This window comes from Prosthecobacter fusiformis, assembly GCF_004364345.1.
Classification (GTDB): domain Bacteria; phylum Verrucomicrobiota; class Verrucomicrobiia; order Verrucomicrobiales; family Verrucomicrobiaceae; genus Prosthecobacter; species Prosthecobacter fusiformis.
In genome coordinates, this window is the sequence record NZ_SOCA01000003.1 from 441,317 (window position 1) to 463,842 (window position 22,526).

2 protein-coding genes are annotated in these 22,526 nt (G+C 50.4%); both read left to right on the forward strand.

Annotated elements, in window-relative coordinates:
* Nucleotides 1-68 precede the first annotated feature (68 nt).
* A complete protein-coding gene (locus EI77_RS11095) occupies nt 69-17,111 on the forward strand; it encodes an autotransporter-associated beta strand repeat-containing protein (RefSeq protein ID WP_133795329.1) in 17,043 nt (5,680 codons plus the stop codon).
* 89 nt (nt 17,112-17,200) lie between these two features.
* The gene (gene vccA, locus EI77_RS11100) at nt 17,201-22,516 is read left to right on the forward strand and encodes a Verru_Chthon cassette protein A (protein WP_133795330.1); all 5,316 of its coding nucleotides are present in this window, start codon (nt 17,201-17,203) and stop codon (nt 22,514-22,516) included.
* Nucleotides 22,517-22,526: the final 10 nt, after the last annotated feature.

Genomic DNA, 22,526 nt, shown 5'->3' on the forward strand with positions numbered 1-22,526 from the left:
CTTCAGCCACTCCCCAGCTCCGGGGCTAGGAGCGATGTTAATTTCCAACCCCCTCAGTTTTACCGACCATGAAATCCAACCTTGAATCTAAAGGTGCCATTCGCTCAGCCTTCCGGCTCACAGCGGGCCTGGGCCTGGCCCTTTTGGCGCATGCCCCAGCGGGTGCGCAAGCGCCTGTTTTGACCAAGGTGGATGCCTCATCCATCGCCAACAGCAGCGGCTCCTGGCAGGCGGGTCCCGGCAGTTATTCGCAGACAACGATGATTACCGCTACGGCGAGTAACGCGACACGTGTTGGCACCTCAATTTCAACGACTATTGTCATCTCTAATCCAGGCGCGGGATATCTTCCTCCGCCCGCAGCACCTCCTGCGGTGACTATCAGTGCTCCCTCTTCAGGAGGGACTCGGGCTACCGCTCATGCGGTTGTTTCTCCAGAAGGTCGAGTGACTTCAATCGTCGTGGACAATGTGGGCTCAAATTACCCGAGTTCACCTTCGATTACCGTCACCATTGCCCCTCCGGCTCCTGGGGGCATAGGCTCTTCGGTACGCTTCACCAATGATATTAGCTCTGACCGTACCATTACACTTGATGGTGCCAGGACTGTCGGGAAACTGTTGATTGGGGATCTCTCCAGTTCGCAGATCTACACATTGGCTGAGGGAGATGGTGGGGTGTTGACTTTTGACAATGCTGGCTTGGGTGGCGGTGCCTACATTAATAAAACCACCGGTGGTTCAGATGTGATTAGTGCCCCCATCGTGTTAGATGATCAGCTCAATGTGCGCGTGGCGACATCCAGGCTGACTCTCAGCAATACCATCACCGGCAATGGCAACACGCTGACCTCCTACGGAAATGGCGTTCTTTCCCTGACGGGAGACAATACAGGTTCAGATTTTACCCTTTGGCTTTGGAATCGAGGCGGGACAGGCACGGGTGTCCAGGTGGAGCTGGGTGCCACTACAGGAAATGCAGCAGGTGGTGACATCATCATTGGCAATGCTACCCGCGGCACATCTGGGCATGCCGTTTTGCAGTTGCTAACGGGACGCACAAATTTGGACCAGATCAGTGACACTGCCACACTGACCTTTGACAGCTTTAGCGGCAGCGGCCGAAATACCTACTTCAAGCTGATGGGTGGAAGTGAAACAGTGGGTCGCATCCTCGATTTGGGTTCCCTCGCAGTCATTCAAAATCGTGACACTGAAACCACCGTTACAACAGGAGCCACGCTAACCGTTGCCGGCGATGAAGATTCCTATGTCTCTGGCTACATTCGTGACAATGGGGGCAGTGGGAGCACCAACCTGCTCCAGAGTGATTCTGCAGGTACACCCGGTACGCGTGCTTTGTCTGTGGTTAAAGATGGAGCTGGCACCTTCACCATGCGGGGAACAAATATTTACTTTACAGGTGGTTTGAACATTACTGAGGGTACTGTTCACCTGAATCAGACCACGAATTTTCGAAGTGATGTGACGAACAATGGCACACTGATTCTGGAAAACACCGGCACTTGGAATTTTCAGAAATCTTTCACAGATATCTCAAAACCCGAATACTTGCGAATCACCGGCAGCGGTAGTGTTGTCAAACAGGGGACGGGCACCCTTAACCTCCTGGCTAAATGGAATGCCACCACCAATTCAGCTGAAAATCACCAAATTGGCAACACGCTGACGGTCCGAAACGGAGTTTTAAATTTGACCGGTATCGGAACTGGAACAGTCATCGGGAATTCGGAAGTTGGAGACGGACTAGTAATAGCCGGTGACTCAGGCTCAACGATAACTCGTAATGTCAATCTGCTGGGACGCACTACCATCAATGGAAATATTGATGCCACGGGCCGTTTTAATGTTGCCGGCAGCGCGTTGACTGTCCGAGGCGCGACGTATGAAACCAACAGCGGTACCGCTTTTGAAGCGGGACGCCTCACTGTGAATGGTAGTATCAAGCTTACCTACATGGATCTGCGTCTAGGCAGCAACAATGCAGTGAGCGGTAACGCAAGTAACCTTGACGGAGTGATTGATGGCAACATCAGCAGTCTCACCCTTGTCGGGCGGCCTGGGATATTGGGATCCACCAAAAATGGTGGCGGCTTGTTCATTAGCAACAACGTCAGTTCCAACAATACCAACCGTTTTGCCGACGGAGCTGCCATCAACATGAAAGGCGGCGTCATTCATCTGACCAATGATGCCGCTGCTGGTGTTAATTTTTCAGAAACGCTCGGTGCGCTGAATCTGTTGCAGGGCAGTTCCCAAATTGCCAATACCCAGGCAGCTACAGGGCGGACATCCACACTGACATTCGGCACCCTGACCCGTAACGCTGGAGCCACAGTCGAATTTGGTGGCCTGCTGACAAATGGTACGGCGGACAATACAACTCTGGGCACGACCCGAAACAAAATCCTCATTACAGGTGCTACGAATACCGGGTTTATGGGAGCATGGGCCACCTCCGGCAATGAGTTTGTTAAATACAACACGGTCAATGGCGTGACGCAGTTCACTGCGGGCGATTACATGATCTCAACCGGAGCTGCGACAGGTACCAACGGCCAAACCTCCTGGACACCGGCAACTAACCTGAAATTGACATCCTCAGCCACCTTGGCGACAAGCACTTCGGGTGGAGCAATCCCAGGACATCGCGCGATTAATTCTTTAAATCTTCAGTCCGTCACAACTGCGGCAGCAGCAAATCGCACTATTGCTTTAAGTAGTAGAATTCTTTCGATAGAATCTGGTGGTTTACTTTCCAATCATGGAAATCACACGATCTCTGCAACAACAGGTTATTTGACCGTAGGCACAGCAGCCGGAACAGTCGGCGAGCTTATCACCACCGTGGGAACTGCTACTAGTACTACTGGCACCATCACGACAAGTTCACTGACCATTTCAGCGCCCATACGCGATTTCAGCCTTACCTTGGGTGGTACCACGACATACATGGATTCGGGTTCAAATAAGTTGAATATTCCTGCTAACAATGCCCAGGTACTAAAGGTGGGCATGGCGGTAACGCATCCTAATTTGCCTCCAGGCACCGTTATTACGGAGGTTGTTCAGACTGATACCACCACTCAAATTACTCTGAGCAATGCGCCGATCTCGGGGGGATTAGTGGCGTCGTCTCAGTCAGTGGTCATCTCCGGCGGAAGCGTCGGTTTGACGAAGGCTGGACCTGGAACGCTGGTTTTGTCTTCTACCACAGGCAATACTTACAGTGGACCTACCATTGTGAATAACGGCATTTTAAGTCTGCGGCATCAGGACAGTCTGGGCACAGCACCTAGCAGCTTTGTTTCGAATCAGGTTCAGATTAATGGCGGGACTCTGCAATTTACACGGGCAGCTGCAGTTGGGGAAACGAAGTATGATTTCAATTATGGTGGCAGTCAGGACTCTAATTTAAACGGAGCAAATCGTGGATTTTACTTCGGCGAATCTGGCGGACGGCTGGAAGTGGGAACAGCAACCACCAATCCTGGAGAATCCAATAACCCGCTGATCAATGTCACCATTGCTAACCCTATCGATGCCTATGGCCTGGTAGAACTAGCTGTAAAGTCTAATACTTCACCCAACTCCAGTTTCACAAATACCCTGACGTTAGGAACTCAGTCCTCAACGAATCAGTTTAGAGGAGGTATCAAAACTGAGGGTAGCTACAACGGTACTATTTTAGTGAATGGCAATAATTACATCAATGGGTTCTTGATGGAAGGTTCTAATTTTACTTTGGAGCATGACAATGACTTTAGTGGTCCAATTCGTATTTTCGGCGGTACACTTACTTTGAATGGCTCCAATACTTACAACGGCAGTAACCTATTTACTGAAACAATCATTGTCGGCGGTAGGTTAGTGATGGGTAGCAGCACCGCCTTAGGGACGGAAGGTTTCAAAATTAACTTGTCAGAGACCGCAGAATTTCGACTCAATGGCACAAATCAAACATTGAGAGGATTAACTGGCGTCACAAACTCTAGAATCAGCAATGGAAGTGTGATTGAAGCAAACCTTACTATCAATATTGATGCAAACGAGACCTTTAGCGGTGAAATTGTAGACGGAGGCTTTGAAAGCTTAAATTTGCACAAAACGGGTCCAGGCCGCTTGACTCTGACTAATGAAAAAAACGATTTCAGCAGGTTAACCATCTCTGAAGGGGTATTGGATGTCACTACGGTTTCGCGCAGTGGCAGAAATTCAGCAATTGGCCGTGGTATCGATGGCAGTGCATCTGAAATTGTCATCAATGGAGGTGCACTTTCCTTTACCTTGTCCAATGAGCAATACACTGACCGCTCCTTCACTATGGGGGCGGGTATAAATGGGGCCACTCTTGTGGCCAATGGCGTTGATCAAGCCGCCCGAATAATATTGGGTGAGAATACCATTTCTGGAGCAGGCACCATCAATGAAGAGCGGACAAACAGTGCAGCCGTAGCTTTTATAGGAAGTGGGTCACGCACCTTGACCCTCAGTGGTTCGAATTTGGGGGACAACGAATTTCAACTACAACTCTCAGACAAATCCATTACGGAAACCACGTCACTGCTGAAAACTGGGGCAGGCACCTGGGTTCTCGGCACGGCAGGAGATTTCACCGGCCAAGTAACGGTGCACGATGGAGCACTGGCCATCGCTGCTAATAACGTTTTAGGCACGACTGGAATCCATACGACGGTTGATCTCGCCGCCAATACCTTTACCGGTAACTTACCTAATGGAGTGGAGGTGTCTTTCCTTTATTTGATTGGCAAGCGTCTGCCGCTCGGTATTCTTCCAAACCAAAGGTATTATGTTATTGAATCGGATAGCATAGCTCTGACATTTAAACTGGCGACCACGAGGTCCTCAACAACTGCAATTGATATCGAAAGTCCGACTCAAAATGCTGATCTGAGTGACATCCGATTTATTCCGAATATTCAGGCAATGGCTACTACAGTCGCAACGATGGAACCTGCGAGCACTTTTACAGGTAACCTGCCGAATGGCACAGCAGTAGTTTTCGCTACGCAGATTGGTGCTAAACTGACAGGTAAATCTGATAATGTTCTTTCTTCACTGCCCAACGGCATTGTGGCTTATGAAACCTATTATGTCATGAATGCGACAGGAAATACTTTTCAAGTCTCCAAGACTTTAAGTCCGCTCACTAAAGTGACTTTAACCAGTAATTCTACCGGTAATATTTATTATAAGGCGGAAGTCCCTGGCAATACCTCAGAGGGGATAGCTGTTTTGGGTGGACGTTTGGAGTTGCGTAACGTGGACTATATCACTCCTGAAACCGTCACTTTCCAAGGTGGTGCATTGACAGTAGGAGCCAATACGGAGGCACGCTGGAGCGGTAATTTCGATATTCAGTCAGCAACTAATTTTACTGTCGCATCCGATTCAGAATTGACTCTGGATGGAAATCTATTGGGAAACCGAGCCATCACTCAGTTAGGAGAAGGCACAGTCAGGCTGCGTGGTGAAACACTGATGCCTACGCAGCCAAACGCTCCTGGTGCAACTGGTACCTCCACGGCCGGTCAAATGGACAACTCTCGTCGGAGTTATACCGTTCAATCGGGAACATTAATCCTTGATTATAGCCTCAATAACAATTCCAAGTTGGTGGACCTCGCAGCCCTGGTCTTGGGGGGAAGTCGGCGTGGCGGTGAATTGAGACTTCAGGGAGGAAACCACGAAGAAATCATCTCGGGCCTGACTCTGAGCGGTGGTGCCAACCGAATTTATCGGGATAGTGGCACTAGCAGCATCAGACTGAATACGATCACACGTGGAGAAGGTTCTACGCTATACTTTGATCTGGCAAGGATTGCCTCGGTGGACAATCTGAATACAAACAACATACTTGGAGGATGGGCAGTCATTCGAGACGCAGTGGCCCCAGCACGTTGGGTGATCCCGGGGACGGTGAGCAAAAACTTTTCAGCGAATGCGGTGACTAATGTTTTATCGCTGCCCTTGGCCCAAGGCAGTCACTTTTTGAGTGATGGTACAGCGGTAAGGTTGACGACTGTGGGTACCCTGCCTGCCCCTTTACAAACTGGGGTGACTTATTATGTGACCAACGCGGGAACACGCACTTTTAAACTCTCTGAGGTGCCATTCGGTCTTCCAATTGACATCTTGGACACTGGTACTGCTGGTGCCACTCAACATACAGTAGCTACTTATTTGGCAGGTGGGGAAATCGCTCGCTTGGGGGCGGGTTCTCTTATTTTTACAGCTAACCAAGACAATTATCCCGGGGTGCTGGGCAATAATGTCTTCCAAATTGAAATTGATAATGTTGCGACTACAGGGCCAATCACTTCTGTTCTCTCAGGCGGATTTCCAAACAACTTGCCAATTGTTTACAAGATTACTACCACCTCGGATAACAGCAGCACGAAAGCAATCGTAGAGCATGTTAATAGCAATCCGACAGTTACCACTTACTTTACCGCAAGTGCATCAACTTTAGACACCACTGCGGATCCACAAGATTATCCCCCCACATACCTTAATGGAGGCAGTGATGATACAGGTAGTGACAATATGGGGTGGGCGCGCAACGGCTCCAATTCTGCCGATGGTCTCGTCCAGGTGAATACAAACTACAGCAACAATGCGTGGGGCCGGAATCTCAACACGACGGTCAACCCCAATTTATTGAGCGATCCATCGCTTTCGATATCCCCACTGGAAAATGAAACTTTTACCCTTCGATTTGCCGCCAGTGCACCTTCGACAATCAATCTGAGTAGGGATGAGTTATATACGCTACAGACGGGATCCATTTTGATCTCGCCCAGCGTCGGGGCCAATGATTCTACCATCAACGGAGTGGGGAACTTGACCACTGAGAATTCTGGCAATCTTCGCAATTTCCTGATCCACCAATACAATGAACTCGGGGATTTGGTGATCGGTGCCGATATCGTTAATCGTGAGCCTTTCACAAGATTAGGCAGCCTGACCCGCGGGGACCTGACGATTCTTAGTGGTCTTAGCAGAACAGATGACCTTTTAAATGTCCCAGTGAGTGGATCTGTGATCCCTGAAGGAGCAACAGTCACCGAGATTATTGATGCCTATACAGTGAGAATTAGCGAACCCGTCACAAGTACCACAGCAGTCCGTGAGGGATTCATCTTTACTATTGATGCTGTACCGGTTGAACGCCAAGCCACGACGCAGAATGCGACGACCCAAAATCGCATCAATGGCATCGTTGATAGCCAAGGAAGAATCTCGACTGCCGACCTTTATATTGGTATCCAAGTTTCCGGGCCAGGCATACCTGCGGGTGCCACAGTAACTGCTATTTTGAATGATGCAGATATTCAGATTAGTACGAACCATTTCTTCAACGGCCTGCTGACACAACTTACCTTCACACCGACAAATGGACTTGAAAAACTGGGTAAAGGAACTTTGATCCTCAATGGCAACAACACTTACGATGGTGTGACTTTCTTGGCTGACGGCATGCTACGGGCGCTCAAGCTGACAGATGGCGGTGTGGCAGGAAGCCTTGGCATATCTTCGGCACTTGAAGATAATCTTAATTTCAATGGCGGCACATTACAGTATGTAGGAGAAAATTCCTCTACTAATCGTGGTTTTACCATCACGGATTATGCTGTGCTTAACATTGGACATGAGAAGACCACCTCCCTGTTTACGGGCAATATTAAAGTGACCGGACAATTGGGGGCCAGTGACAGGCTCGAAAAAACTGGTTCAGGCACGCTAGAAATGCGTGGTTCAGGCAGTCTAAATGCGATCAAGGTGGATGAGGGCAAATTGCGTGTTCAAGTGGTGGATCTCAACCCCTCGGCTGCAACCACTACAGCATCAAATCTTGGAGGAAATCTGCTTACCAGCCTGCATGTCTCAGGGGGGGCGTTTGAACTTCGTGGTCTGGCAGAGGCAAATGCAACACAAACGTACGGCGGGTCCTTTTATGTGGGTGAAGGCAGTTCTGAAGTTCGGGCCATCAGCGTGGTGGGATTTAATCCTGCCAATCTAAGCAGCGGTGAAGTTCAGCGCAGCACCACTCTGACATTGATGGGTGGAGATGACATGGCAAGCCTTGTGCGTATGTCAGGTGGGACAGTACGTTTTGTCGAATCGCCTGAAGGTGACGCACTCGGTGCAAATATTGTATTAAATGCAGCCGATCAATTTAAAAGTGTGATCCTGCCTTGGGCAGTTTACGAGAATACGACCAATGTGGCCAATCCCGGGGTGAACGATTTTGCCTCAATCGAAGCTGGACCTACGGCTAATATTATATCGGCCGATGTGGCCTTCCTGTATAAATTGGGGCCTGATAGTGTCAAAGCTAGCACTTGGGGTCTTACGGGTGCTAAGATCAATGCTTCTGAAGGGGGCACAGAAACAGTAGAGTTCTTGAGTGGTGTTACCGTGGTAGAAGGTAGCACAACAGTCAGCATAAGTTCGAACCAGTCTGTCAGATTTAACCGTCTGATGACAACCATGAGTGTTTTTGGTCCTGGTATTGTTGCTGGAACAAGAGTTCTTGCCATTGATAAGGTAAACCGCACGGTGACTCTCAATAATGCAGCTACGCTGAGCTCGACTTCGGGGGTTTATACTTTTGAGATGGTGAATACCATCAATGGGTATGTGGGAGTGGATTCTTCTAACCCGTCTGCTGGTGCTGACCGCGAAGTTAACAGCCTTCGTTATTACAGTAATTTGGACAGCCTGGTAACGATTAACGATGGCAGCACCCTTAAGATCACTTCAGGTGCGATTTTGGTGGGAGCCAATGTGCGCGGTGGAAACAAAAGTATCCTGGGCGAAGGTGACATCACAGGTGGCGGCTCAGGTGATTTCAGTAACATCATTATCCACAATTATAATGCGGGGGGGACATTAACCATCGGTGCAAATGTTGTTCAGAACATTATCAAAACCCAAAGAATAGTGGGTGGAGTCGCTGTCGGATATGGCTCAGTAACCAGTGGAGAGACCTTGCTAGATGTTCCTTATGAGGAATACATCATGTACACACAAGTTTCTGCCGGTATGAAAGTGACCGGGGAAGGTATAGCTACAGACACTTATGTGACAAGCGTGGTGGACGGGAAAATTTACCTCTCCAAGCCAGCCATAAGCACGGAGGAAAATGAGATTTACAGCTTCCATTCAGTGACAAGTTTTGTGCAGGCAGGGATCGGCACCACTATCCTTTCGGGCGACAATACATATACAGGCAATACCTTTGTCCACGGTGGAGTGCTGCGATTGGATTCTGCCAATGCAGTGCCAGGTGGCATTACCGCTTCGGCTGACGAAGACACATCGAGTCATATCATTGTCAAAGATGGAGTAGTTGGCCTGGGCCTGGAAGATTTTACCCGTAATTTGGGGACTGCTAACAATCAGATTGAATTTAAAGGCAGTGGTGGTTTTGCTGCCTACGGTGCCGACCGTGTGGTGGACTTTGGTGGAGCTGGTTTGACAAAGCGGCTGCGTTTTGGCAATGAGGGTTTTGTGGCAGATGGTTCCTCGCTGATTCTGGGGGCGGCCGATGCCACCCATAAAGTGATCATGGCCAATCCGATTGATCTGGGCAGCTTTAGCCAAGCAGTAAGAGTAAACAATGGCCCAGCGGATATCGAAGGTGAATTGGCCGGGCCGCTGTCAGGTATTGGCAAGCTTATCAAATTTGGACTTGGTTCTCTACGTCTGAATGCGGCAAACACGCATACTGGCGGGATTGAAATCTCGGAAGGACGTCTTGTCGCTGCGAATGTAGCCAATGTTTTTGGAACTTCTACGGGCATTGTCTCGATGGGCACCAGCACGACTAACACCTCTAAAAATGGGGCTATTGAACTGACCCTTGAAGGTGGAGTAATCAGCAACAGCCTCAAAATTGGCAGTGTTAATTCAAAGGGGTCGGACTGGGTCACACGAGGCACGGTAGCAAATGTGGCTTCTCATTCCTCCATGATGGTGGTGAATGGTTACCCAGCGATCGCTTATTATGATACGACGAGCAAAGACTTAAAGTTTGTTCGTGCCGCCGACGCGAGGGGTAATTCCTGGCTGGCACCGGTGACTTTGGCCTCCCGTGGGGACGTAGGTCAGTATCCCTCTTTGTCCATCATCAATGGCAATCCTGCGGTGAGTTATTACAATGCCACCAATGGAACCCTCTCTTACATCCGCTCCAATGATGCGAGCGGTGTGACTTGGGCCATCCCAGTGCTCTTAGATACCAATCCGGTGAATGTTGTCGCCGCGCAGCCGGATGGGAAAGTGGTCGTGGGCGGTACCTTTGTGGAGTTTGACGGTGTGGTCAAATCTCGGCTTGTGAGGTTGCTTGAAGACGGAGGCCTGGATCCTGATTTTAACGTCACTGTAAATGGTGAAGTCCGCGCGATCGTCATTGAGACAAGCAATAACAACAACATCATCATCGCGGGTGCATTTACCCAAGTAAACGGTGTCACATGTGGTAACATCGCACGTTTGAGCAGTGCTGGTGTTCTGGACGTGACATATACTGCAAATGCTTCGGGCGGTGCTGTTCGTGCCTTGCTGTTGCAACCAGATGGCAAGCTGCTGGTAGGGGGCGCATTTACCAGCATCGGCGGGAGTTCGCGCAACCGCCTGGCACGCCTCGAAACGACGGGGCTTGCAGATAACACCTTTGCTCCAGATGTGAACAATGAAGTGTTTGCATTGGCACGTCAGACAGATGGTGCTGTCGTCTTCGGCGGCACATTTACTCAAGTGAATAGCATTACTCGCAACCGCGTTGCGAGAGTGAGTTCACTTGGTGTTTTGGAAGACTTCAATCCGAATGCGAGTGCCCAGGTTAGTGCTGTTGCCGTAGCTGCTGATAACAAGATTTACATTGGCGGAACATTCGCAACAGTCACTGGAACTGGCTCTACGGTAACTAAAACCCGTAACCGTCTCGCCCGTTTGAATTCGGATGGCACAGTGGACACAAATTATGCTGTCGAGGTGAATGCTGAGGTGCGTGGACTCCGTCGTCTGTCTACGGACAAGATTGCTCTTTATGGCATCTTCACGGGTGTGGGACAGACTCCGGCCAATTATCTTGCCCGCCTCAATTCTAATGGTGAGGTGGATGAAACTTTCCTGCCAGATCCTGATTATGAGGTTCGTGGCTTGGATGAGCATAATGGCAAGCTGGTTATCGGCGGCCTTTTCAGCAATGTTGGCGGTGCTACTCAACAGTTTGTAGGACGTCTGTTAATGACTGGCGTTGCTGACACTGCTTTCAATAAGCGTCGCGTGAATGACCGTGGACAATACAGCTCACTCTGCCAAGTGACGACCGCCCCCGCCATCTCTTACTATGATGTGGCCACAGGTGATCTGCGCTTCGTTCGTGGCCTGGATGTGAACGGGGCCGCCTGGGGTGCTGCACTGACGCTGGCCTCAGAGGGTGATGTCGGCAAGGCCACCTCCATGAAGATCGTCAACATCGGCGGTGATCTGGTCAGCCAATATACTCAAACGGGTAGTGCAGGCATTTCAGGTGTTGCCATCCTGGGCACTCCTGCCATTGCCTACCATGATGAGACGAATGGTGATTTGAAATATATCCTTTCAAATAATGCCGACGGCTCATTTTGGGGCAAGCCCGTGACCGTGGTGGCGACCTCGGATCATGTAGGCGATTACCTTTCTCTGGCGATGGTGGACGGGGCCCCTGCGATCGCATACTATAACACGACTGATGGAGATTTGGAGTATGTCTATTCCGTCAATACGAACGGCACGAAAAATGTTGCTGGTGTGAAGACTAACCTGACGAGCGTTGGCGGCAGTCCCGTCACCATCCCGGAAGGCAATGTGACTTATACCCCAACCTGGAGCACACCAAGGAAGCTTGATGAATCTGGGGACGTGGGGCTACATCCAAGTCTGGCTGTTGTGAATGGCCAGCCGACATCCGCCACAGGGTTCCCTGCGGTGGCTTACTATGATGCCACAAATATGGATCTGAAGTATATCAGAGCTGGAACATCCAATGGCTTGGCTTCGCCAAATCCGGCTATCCCCGCCTGGGGAACGCCAATCAAGGTGCAGACAGCCGGAAATGTAGGCCAGTATGCCAACTTGGCCATGACGGACGGGGTTGCTGGGATCAGCTATCAGGATGGAACCACTGTTAAATTTCTCCATCTGTCCGATGCAACAGGGTACTCCAAAATTGATGTTGAGGGGAATACAACGCTGGCAGGTGGCATCAACCTGGATGGCAGCGTATTGTTCGCCCCAGATCTTGGGCAGACTCTCACGATTACAGGTGCCCTGACGGGAGCAGGCGGCATCCGCCTTATTTCTGAGGGAAGTCTGTTAATTAGCGGCACGAGCAACAATTTCGGCACCGGCCTGGGGGCTGATCAAGAGGCTCCTGTAGTCATTCGCACGGGAGATCTGCTGTTGGGTTCAAGCAATGCTCTTGGCACCAATCGAGTGGATCTTGGAGATTCCTCCCCAGGGTTGATCACAAAGCGCGATGTAAATGGAAATGTGGTCCAAACGAATCCGCAAGTGATCACGGTGGAGCGCGCCACAACCGGCTTCAGCCTCATTCGCTCAGGCGGTCGCTTCGATGCTCAACATAACGGAAGATTCGGCAACGTTGCTGAAGGCCCGGGTGCCTTTGTAGAAGTAAGCACCACCATTGATGGGCACACTTATACCCAGGCAGATGAGGGAACACTCATCCTGGTAAAAGATGAAATTGACAATCCAGCCTGGAACGGTGTTTACAGCATTCAGTATGCCTCAGGCATCCAACTGGATGGCACTATGAATCTTGTGCGTGCTCCTGCGATGGATGAACTGGCCGAATTTGGTTACGGTATTCAGGTGCGCATCACGGACGGCACATTTGCTGGAAAAGCCTATTTCCTGGCCAGCAAGGTCGTGGAATTTAATGCCTCGCCAGTCCACTGGGTAAATGATGCCCCAGATGCTGCGCTAGCCCTGCGTGCGAATGTCAGCGGATTGACCATTGCCAACGACATTGACGTTAACAGCAGGCTCGGTGCCGGGGCGATGAGCCTGGGCGCTGCACAAACGGTTACTACCGGCAATGTCACATTTACGGGCGCCATCACCCTTCAAGACAATCAGCCTGCAACGGCTGAGCTGCAGACATTGAGGCTCGATTCCTCCATCGCCAGCGGCTACGGCGTCAGCGTGAACGGCTTGATATCTGAAAGCCACGGCACTTCTGCTTCGGGCGCTCCGGCTGATGTCCTTACCTTGAGCAAAACTGGGACTGGGGTGGTTACCTTGCGGAATAATTCCAATAGCTTCCATGGGGGAGTGACCGTGGACCAGGGTACATTGCTGATCATGAATACAGATGTATTGGCCGGTTCCGCAACAGGCAGCGGCACGGTCACTGTGAATGCTGCAGCCGTGCTGGGTGGTACAGGGCGCATTGGTGGGGCCGTCAATCTCATCGGCACAGGTACGGATCTGGCTACACGGGCGATTCTGCGTCCCGGAGACCCAACACTAGTCGCCGTCGGCGAGGAAAAGCTGACCATTGGCGGAGCGCTGACGGTAGGTGCGAATTCGGTAGTTGAGTTCGCTCTTGGTTCCACCAACTGGACCAAACTGGCGGCTGAAACTGTCAGTATGACCCCTACGGGTCGCCTGGTGGTGACTCTGACTGACCTTCCTGCCTATGGAACGGTGTTTGACCTTATGGATCTGACCACCACCCTGACCTTCACAGCCCCTGGTGCAATCTCCCTGAGAGATTATTTGAAGCTGCCTGGAGAGTATGAATGGAATACGGATACATTCCTCACCGACGGCAAAATCACCTTGGTCAAACAAACAGAGCAAGTATCCATTGTTAGCATCACGCGGACACCGGATAGTGCCGTCAATCCTGGTCAGTCCATGGCATTCACCGTTACTGTCACCGGTAGCCCAGTCTTTAAATATCAGTGGCAGAGGAGTATCAATGCTGGGCCATTTGAAAACTACGGCCCTGCGAGAGAGTCCCAAGGTCCGATTCATACGACTAATGTGCTTACGCTGCCTTCCGTGGTTGAGGCCGATCAAGGCTCATATAGGGTGGTGGTGAGCAATGGTGATGGTGTTTATACGCAGACTAGCTCAGCGGTGGAACTCATCGTAAATGATCCGCCATCACTCACAGTGTTGGGGTCTCACGTTAAGAATCCAGGTGAGACAGCAACATTCACCATCACTGCATCCGGCCCAAATCCCTACACCAGTTTTGTCTGGAAAAAGGGTGCTACGGTCATCAATTCAGGTGGTCGCTTCACGATCACTTCGGATTCCACGACGGGCGTGTCCACTTTGGTGATCACGGACGTTTCAGACGTGGATACATCGAACAACTACAACGTAACCGTGGGCAACGCAGTCGGGAACACCGTCAGCAATTCCGCTTCTCTCACAGTAAATAAAGCCATCGTCATCACTCAACAGCCGATTAACTCGGTCATCGCTGAAGGTGAAACGGCCAACTTTAATGTGGTCGTGTCTGCGACATCTACTGCCCCAATCAACTACCAATGGCAGTGGGACAAGGACCGTGCTGAGGGCGACTATGTGGCCATTAACGACATCGGCATTGTGTCTAACACAAATCAATTGAGCCTTGCTGGTCTTACGAATGAAGATTCCGGCTTCCGTGTGCGGGTCCGGGTATGGAATGTGGTGGGTGAGGAAATAAGCACTGCAGCTTCAATCATGGTTCAAGGCAATACTGGCGTTCCTGTTTTCCTTGATCACCCTGCTTCGCAAACCGTGCTTGCCGGCACCATCATGTATCCCGGGGATACCGTCCAACTTGTCGCCCGTGTTGGCGGATCAGCTACAGGCCGCAAACTACAGTGGAGAAAAGGGACGGCGAATGTTCGTCTCGGGGAGATCATCGCTAGCGGTATCAAGTCCACCGTTACAGTCACCGAGGAGGTCGTCGGTGACACCCTGCGCTCCACACTGACCATCACGAACATCACACCCGCACTGATGGGCGAATACAACTGCCTTGCGACCAACAGTTCAGTTTTGATTGCCAAGAACGCACCTGTTAGCAAATCAGCTTTGGTGGCTGTGGTTAGCAACAATCCAGACCTTGTCATTGCAGCCCAAGATACCGGCAAGGAAAAAGCCACTATGACCGTCACGGTCTCCTCCCCTAAACTGCCCGTAGGAACGGTCATCCAGTATCTTTGGAAGAAAAATGGTGCCGATATTGAACCAAATACTCCTTTAGACCCACTTCGCATCACCGGTGTGACTGCCAAAACATTGGTTATTAACAGGGTGACCGCTGCAGACCGTGGTATTTATACCTGCATCGTTACCGGCCCAGGGGATTTGGATCATCGCACTGCCGAAGGTGGACGCCATGACCTGCGAGTCTATGATTCAGCCCCTGTGCTGGGTGAAATCGTCTTCCCTCCGGCCATGGTAGGAGCAGATTTCGAATATCGCATCCCTGTGGAATTGGGTGAGGACGGATCACAAGCACCCGTGAGTTACAAGGCTGTCGGCCTGCCCGCTGGATTGAAACTCGACGTCAAGACAGGTTGGATCACCGGACGTCCGACGACCTACAAAGCTGGTGGCTACATGGTCACCCTGACGGCTATTAACAAGATCAAGCCTGATCCCCTGAATAACCTGAGCACCAAAGGCCCTCTCTTGTTGAACGTGCAGGATGTGCCGACTGGTGTAGTTGGCATATATGCTGGCTGGCTGCCACGGCATGAGCTCAACGGGAATGTCGGTGGACGGTTTGATCTGACCACAACTTCCAAAGGGGCGTTCTCTGGCAAGGTCACCCTTGGCTCTGGCAGAGTCTTTGTGGGCGGAGTTGAGACCGATGGTACTTCGATTGTCTATTCCTTCAAAGGAACACTGACTTTGGACCCCACCCTGGTCAATCCGCAGATGCCAACGGCTACGGTATCCATCCTGCGTAAGGCCCCTCTGTCGCCACTGACGCTGACCTTCACCTTGAATCCGACGACGGATCTTATAGCCTCCGCCTCTTTGAGCAACGGAAGCGCGACCATGCCCTTCACAGGTTGGAGGAGCAAGTGGACGACCACCGCGCCAGCCACAGCCTATGTTGGTTACCATACGTTTGCCATGATGCCTCCGACGACGCCTCCTGAGGATGCCGATGAGGCTGATGAGGCTCCACAAGGAGACAGCTACGCCTACTTCACGGTGAAGCCAGATGGCAAACTGTCCATGGTGGGTAAAACGGCCGATGGACAGACCATCAGTGGTGCCCAGTTTGTGGGTCCTTCCGGGCAGATCCTGATCTACCAGATCCTTTATAAAACCACGGTGAAAGGCTCCTTGGTTGGCCAGGTCTCCCTTAATCCCGGAGTGACATCTACATTCGCAGATAACACCATTACAGTAACTTCTGGCCTTCCATCCTCAGCCCCTAGCTGGAGTTGCCCGCCCAATTTGATTGCCACCAATTACGTTTATCCACAGGGTTTCAACATGACCCTTGGTGTCACGGGTGGCGCATATGAAGACCCAACTCGGGCCAATCCTAACCCTTCCACTCCGTATCCGCTGATTCTGGGGCTGACGGCTGGCACAAACAACGCGGATCTAAAATTCTACCTGGATCAGCTCGATGTGCCCCCAAGTGCAGATCCTAGCCTGCCATATCCTGGAGCTCCCTCCACGGACACTATAGACGTGATTGCTGGCAACAAAGTACTCGTTCCAGTTCAGATCACCGATGGTCCTCTAGTCAATCCCTCCAAAACAACGCTCTCGGTGGTTGCCAAGACCGGCCTGTTCAGCGGCAAGGTCAATCTGATCCAGATTCATTCCGTGGTTGAAGGAAAACCCATCTACATCACCCGTTCCTCCACCTTCCAGGGCATCATTGTCAAAGAAGGCAGTGGCTTGCGGGGTGTGGGCTATTACCTGATGCCGATGCTGCCTACTTTTGGGACTGGACAGACTGTAGCGAAGATGCAGAAGGTCTCCAATCAGGTCGAATTCGCTCCCGCAGATCAGTAAAACCTTTGCCCTGAAGGGGGTATAACCCTTTCAGGGCTTTTTCTTGTCAAAAATCGTCTGTAATAACGAAGTACATACTGAGCAATGACTTGAAAAGAATTCAGCTTTCCGATTTAATCGCAAAAAAGAAATCAATTTCCCCCTCCGTCATGAAACACATACGCCTCTTTCTTGCTGACGCACGCCGTCACCAGGGGTTAGCCCTGATCATCGTGCTCTCGATGCTCGCCCTAGCCACGATCGTCATCCTGGCCTTTCTCAGCGTCGCTGACACAGAAAATAAGGCAACCAACGTCTATTCCGCCTCGCAGTCCTCGCGCCGGTTTGCGGATACAGCGGTGAACATGGTCATCTCACAGATTCGAGCTGGTTCGGCTCGTGAGACGCCTGGGACACCGGTTATCCACGCCACACAGCCAGGTGCTGTAAGGAAGTATGCCGCCAGCGGAGACTTCCTCGCAGGATATAAACTGTTTTCTGACAAGGACATGGTTTACCGGGCCACAGGCAACTCTGGCCAGGTTAATCAGGCTGAATTCGATTTTGTGCGAAATTCAGAACCTCCTGCAGATTGGAATCAGGGAAACAACTTGGCACGCTATGTGGATCTTAACGACCCAGTCATCAAGGGTGTAGCAACAGGAGCGGAAAATAATAAAGCACAGCCCCAAATTTATTTCCCGATCATTGACCCGCGCGCAGGGCAGGACATCGATCCCACAGGCCAGGAAACGCCGGTTGAAGGCTTTTCCTATGAGACAAAAACAGCATTAACCTCAGCTACCTTAAGTGGAGTCGCCGTCGGCCAGGATACTGCACCCATTGTTAAGCCAGCGGCAGATACCCTGGCCAATAATATCAATACTCTCCGTTTAGCCATGCCGGTCCAGTGGCTGTATGTGTTGAAAGACGGCACCGTGGGGTATTTAAATGATGGATTAAATTTCATGGTTTTAGACAACCAAGAAGGCGGGCTGCCAGGAGGACCTTCGGTGTCTCCTGATGAAGACTACGGCGTTCCTTCGGAAGTGAATCCCATTGTAGGCCGCGTCGCTTTCTGGACAGACGACGAGACTTGCAAAGTCAACATCAATACGGCTTCAGAGCCTACCTATGTCGGTCAGCCCATCTATTATCATGAGCGTGATCACCAGTGGGGAGATTATCCTCCTGCGACCCGTGAATACCAGCGTTATCCTGGTCATCCCGCCACAGTTGCCCTCAGTAGTATCCTTTACCCGAATCCCCTGCAAAGTGCCAACCGCAGCTTAGACACCTATGGACGTGCGGGGCCAGTGGCCAACAAAGCCCGAGCTCTTGCTGTTAAAGAGCGAATCTATGACTTGATCCCACGCATCCACACTGGGGGCAGCATCGCAGGCACACGCACTTTTGAGGCAGATGATTTTGACAGCAATGACACGGAAGTAGGTTCCATGGTGGCCATTGAAGATGCAATGAACGAAAGGCTTTATTCTAGTGTGGACGAACTCCTATTCGACCAGACAAATGATAATACCAGCCGCATTCTTAACAATGCTCAAGCCAATGCTGAGGTGACTCTATTCAATAAAACGACTTTAGAGCGCGCTTCTGCATTCTTAACAGCCAGCAGCCGGGCCAGTGAAATCAACCTGTTTGGCATCCCCAGGATCGCCATGTGGCCTTTGCCCGATGCCTCCTCTTCACCGGCTGTGCCCGGCACCGGATATGACAGCCTGATTCGGTTTTGCTCCCGTCTTGGATCAGCATCCAATCTTTATGCTTTCCAGCGTAAACTTTCCCGGACCATTCCAGGTGTTGGAAATGGAGCGTTTGGTGACATTAGCATTCAGCGGAATTTAGATTTGTTAAACATGCTGGATAAAATGCTGGGTAACTTGCCTGAGGGTAGCCAACAGCCATTTCCAACGAAAAGCATCATTGGCGAAACTGCCAGCACTTTTGAAGCAAAGCTTACAGAGGACAATACTCATCAATTGATCGTTTCGATGTTTGATTACATCCGCTCCATCAATCTCTATGATAGTTTCTTAGTACCTTCGAGCCGCGAAGACTGGCCTGAAGCGAGTTCCAGTGCTAATATATATGATGTGCGCGAAGATACAGAGCAGTTTAAAACTTACACGCCGGGTGTGTATAGAAATTCCTCAACGACTGTCGATTCAAATACTGGCATCAGTTACAAGGAGGATCCCAGGAGAGACAGATTTTTCCCAGGTCATGGACAGGTAACTCCTTCGTTGCATCCAAGTTGGAAGGTTACTAATGGCGGCTCAGTCAAAGGATTCGGACGATTCATTTCTATCAGTGAAATCGGAATCCAGTTCATCTGCACGGCTGATGGGCAAAACGACATGTACAGCTGGAGAATTCCTGAAAAGGATAATTCTGCGCCTGAGTCAAACGTAGAAAAGCCTCGCCAGTTTAAAATCCCGGAAATTGCTTTGGAAGCCCTGGATGCCGATCCCAGGGTTAGTGGCGGACGCACTGCTTTGGTAGTGGACGGTACGGAATATGACGCTACTTCCCAGACTAAAATATTTGATGTTGAGCAGAATAATGTTCCTGGGTTTGCACCTACCGGGCGGTACCTTACTAATTTAGAAGCAATACACTGGAGCAAGACAGGGGCGGGAGCTAACACTAAATTATTTAAAAATAGATTTTATTCCAATTACCCCCCCTTGTCAAATCCCGATACTTATGTTGACTACGGCATTGCTTCTGGCAGTTCTAAGCCTCTAAGTATAGAAGATCCAAATCACGGTAAATATAGAGAAAATCACCCTGGCTTTCAGCGCGAAAATTGGAACTATACATTGGATTTCGATACACCTTTAGAGACAAATCAAAAGCGTATTCAGGCCATGTTGCAGTTGGAATTCTTCACTCCTTCGGTTGGATATACGGAAATCAATCCAGAATATACGATTGTTTTGTCAGGCTCTGACGTTAGTAATCTACGGGTTGGTAATAATGTACTATTTAGTACTACAACTGATCTTGTTCTGAAAAGTGGAAATAGTCTTTACCTTCAAGGAAGCTCTCCTGAAATAGGCGGATTTGTGTCTTTTAGATCGGTTTTGTTAGATCGTCCGGTCGCAACACGGCCTCCGATGCCTTCAGACACTGGTTACGAATCCAGTGCGACTGGTTCAACTCACTCCCAAGTGCTCAATTTGAATTTAGTATCGAACTTCTTTACCTGGGAGCATGGCCAACCCCTTGAATTTCAAGGAGGGAACATTGAAATTAAAATCTATGACCACCATGTGAATGCTGGCACTACAGACGATCCCGTCCAGATTATACAATTCAACATGCTAGATGGTCAGTTTCCTGCACCGGATTTGGTGGTGGTGGGCACGTCCGGGATGGACTTGGTCGACAAAAGTGGAAAACAGTATACTCATCCCGTGATCCAAGCACCTCATTGGTGGGCATTTCATAAGGATGGAGTTTTCCGCACCAAAGACGGTGAACTCCGTGGTAAAGAACTTCGAGGGCGTTTATTTAAATATACATCGCCTGACCCCAATGGTGGAAGTGTGGCGAAAGTGCCAGACATTGATAAATTTGACATATATCATCAATGCATGCCAGGAGCGCATGCTTTAATTTATTCCGGTGACTTAGATAATTTTAAAGACGTTGTGATACAGCCCAAGGAAAAGCTTTACGAGGACAAAATGCTACGTATTGCCTACGGGCCAAATGAGACATTGGTGCCTGCACGTGCTACAGTTGATGACCAAAGTTGGAACCGCCCTTGGCATTTTGGTACTGATACAGTTCGTGCTTTGCAACCCCCTTATGGTGATGCTCGTCTAATTGCTGGCAAGTACAAGGTGGAACCTTCAGATTGGCGTCCTCATCGTTTTTGGAACGACCAAAATGAGTACATGGCTCATAACTTTTCTGGATACAATGCGGGTGGTGAACCTGGGTTTGACCGAGGAATATCTAATATGGCTCTGGTATCTACAGCGAACAATCAATCGCGCGGCCTGCCTGTGAATGTTACGGCTAAGCCTGAACGCACTCCAGATGCTCCTCATGGTACCAGCAATCCAAACTCAGGGCATCTTAAAATGCAGAGATATTACGATTTTGACGATTCGAATCCCGGGGGGCGGGTTGGACCCTTCATCAATAAAGTGGATGAGGGCAATTACGCCGTATATACAGAGAAGTTATCAACATGGACGCAAGCGATGAAATGGCGGTTCACGTACTTTAAAGGTGCGGATACAAATGCAGCTTATGCCAACTCGACAGGAAGCTATTTCAGTCCGAACCGTATGGTCTCTTCCCCCGTTGTGATGGGTTCACTTCCTTCTCGTCTTTGGGATGCCAATGGGGAGGGGGCATGGACGAATCTTTTGTTCCGGCCTTATGTCCCTGTTGATGCTGGGGAGTCAGGAAGTCTCGTAACGCCCGCTACCTCTCACCCTGGACAGGCATCTCCGCCTGATCATTACCTGCTGGATCTCTTCTGGATGCCCGTGGTAGAACCCTATGCCATCAGCGAGCCTTTATCCACAGCGGGCAAGATTAATCTAAATTATCAAATCATGCCGTTTACTCACATTCGTCGCGCTACCGCAGTGCATGCGGCGATGAAAGGCGAACTGATGGCAGCATTGCCCAATGCAAGTTATGAGATGTCGAAAGATGTTTCGAACAGTTGGAGTAGGGATGGCCAGACTGAACCTAGATTCCGTAGTGAGACAAACGGCAACCATTACTGGCACCGGGAGATCGTAATCGACCGCTTTTATCCTGAAACACAATTATGGTGGGAACAGGGCCTAGCGGAACGCGTGCAGGGGACTCTGCGCCAGTTCGAAGAGCGCTTTAACTTCGGGCGGGGTGAAATGCTGGGTGCCACCGGAAACACGACTGCTGATGCCAGCTTCAGAGGTGGGCTGTTCCGTACGACCTCCCAACTTTGTGAAATGCACCTCATCCCAGGCAAAGTAGATACAGGTGCAAATGTGACTGCTACAGAAATGAGCGGTACCAAATCAACCAGAGATAATGCGTTGAGTAAATTCTGGGGTAAACATGCAGCGACTGGAGACAACACGCGCGAAAGGCCCTACTCAAATCTTTACGCCAAGTTCACGACTCGGTCGAATACCTTCAAGGTCCATGTAAGGTCTCAGGCGATACGCAAAGCGTTGCGCTCTGTGGACCACGATAAGTTTGACCCGGATAAAGACTTGGTGAGCGGAGAATTCCGCGGGTCCTTCCTGCTGGAGCGCTACATTGATCAGGCGGATCTCTCGAATCCACAAAACAATGTGGATTATGCCGCTGCTTCAAACCCTTTCGCGCTAAAACCTCTGGAAAGCTACTATCGCTTCCGTGTTCTTGAATCGAAGCGCTTCGCCCCGTAACGCTAAATTT

Excerpts from the sequence above, each read along its gene's own strand:
- EI77_RS11095 (WP_133795329.1), top strand. The coding sequence starts at position 69 with ATGAAATCCAACCTTGAATCTAAAGGTGCCATTCGCTCAGCCTTCCGG.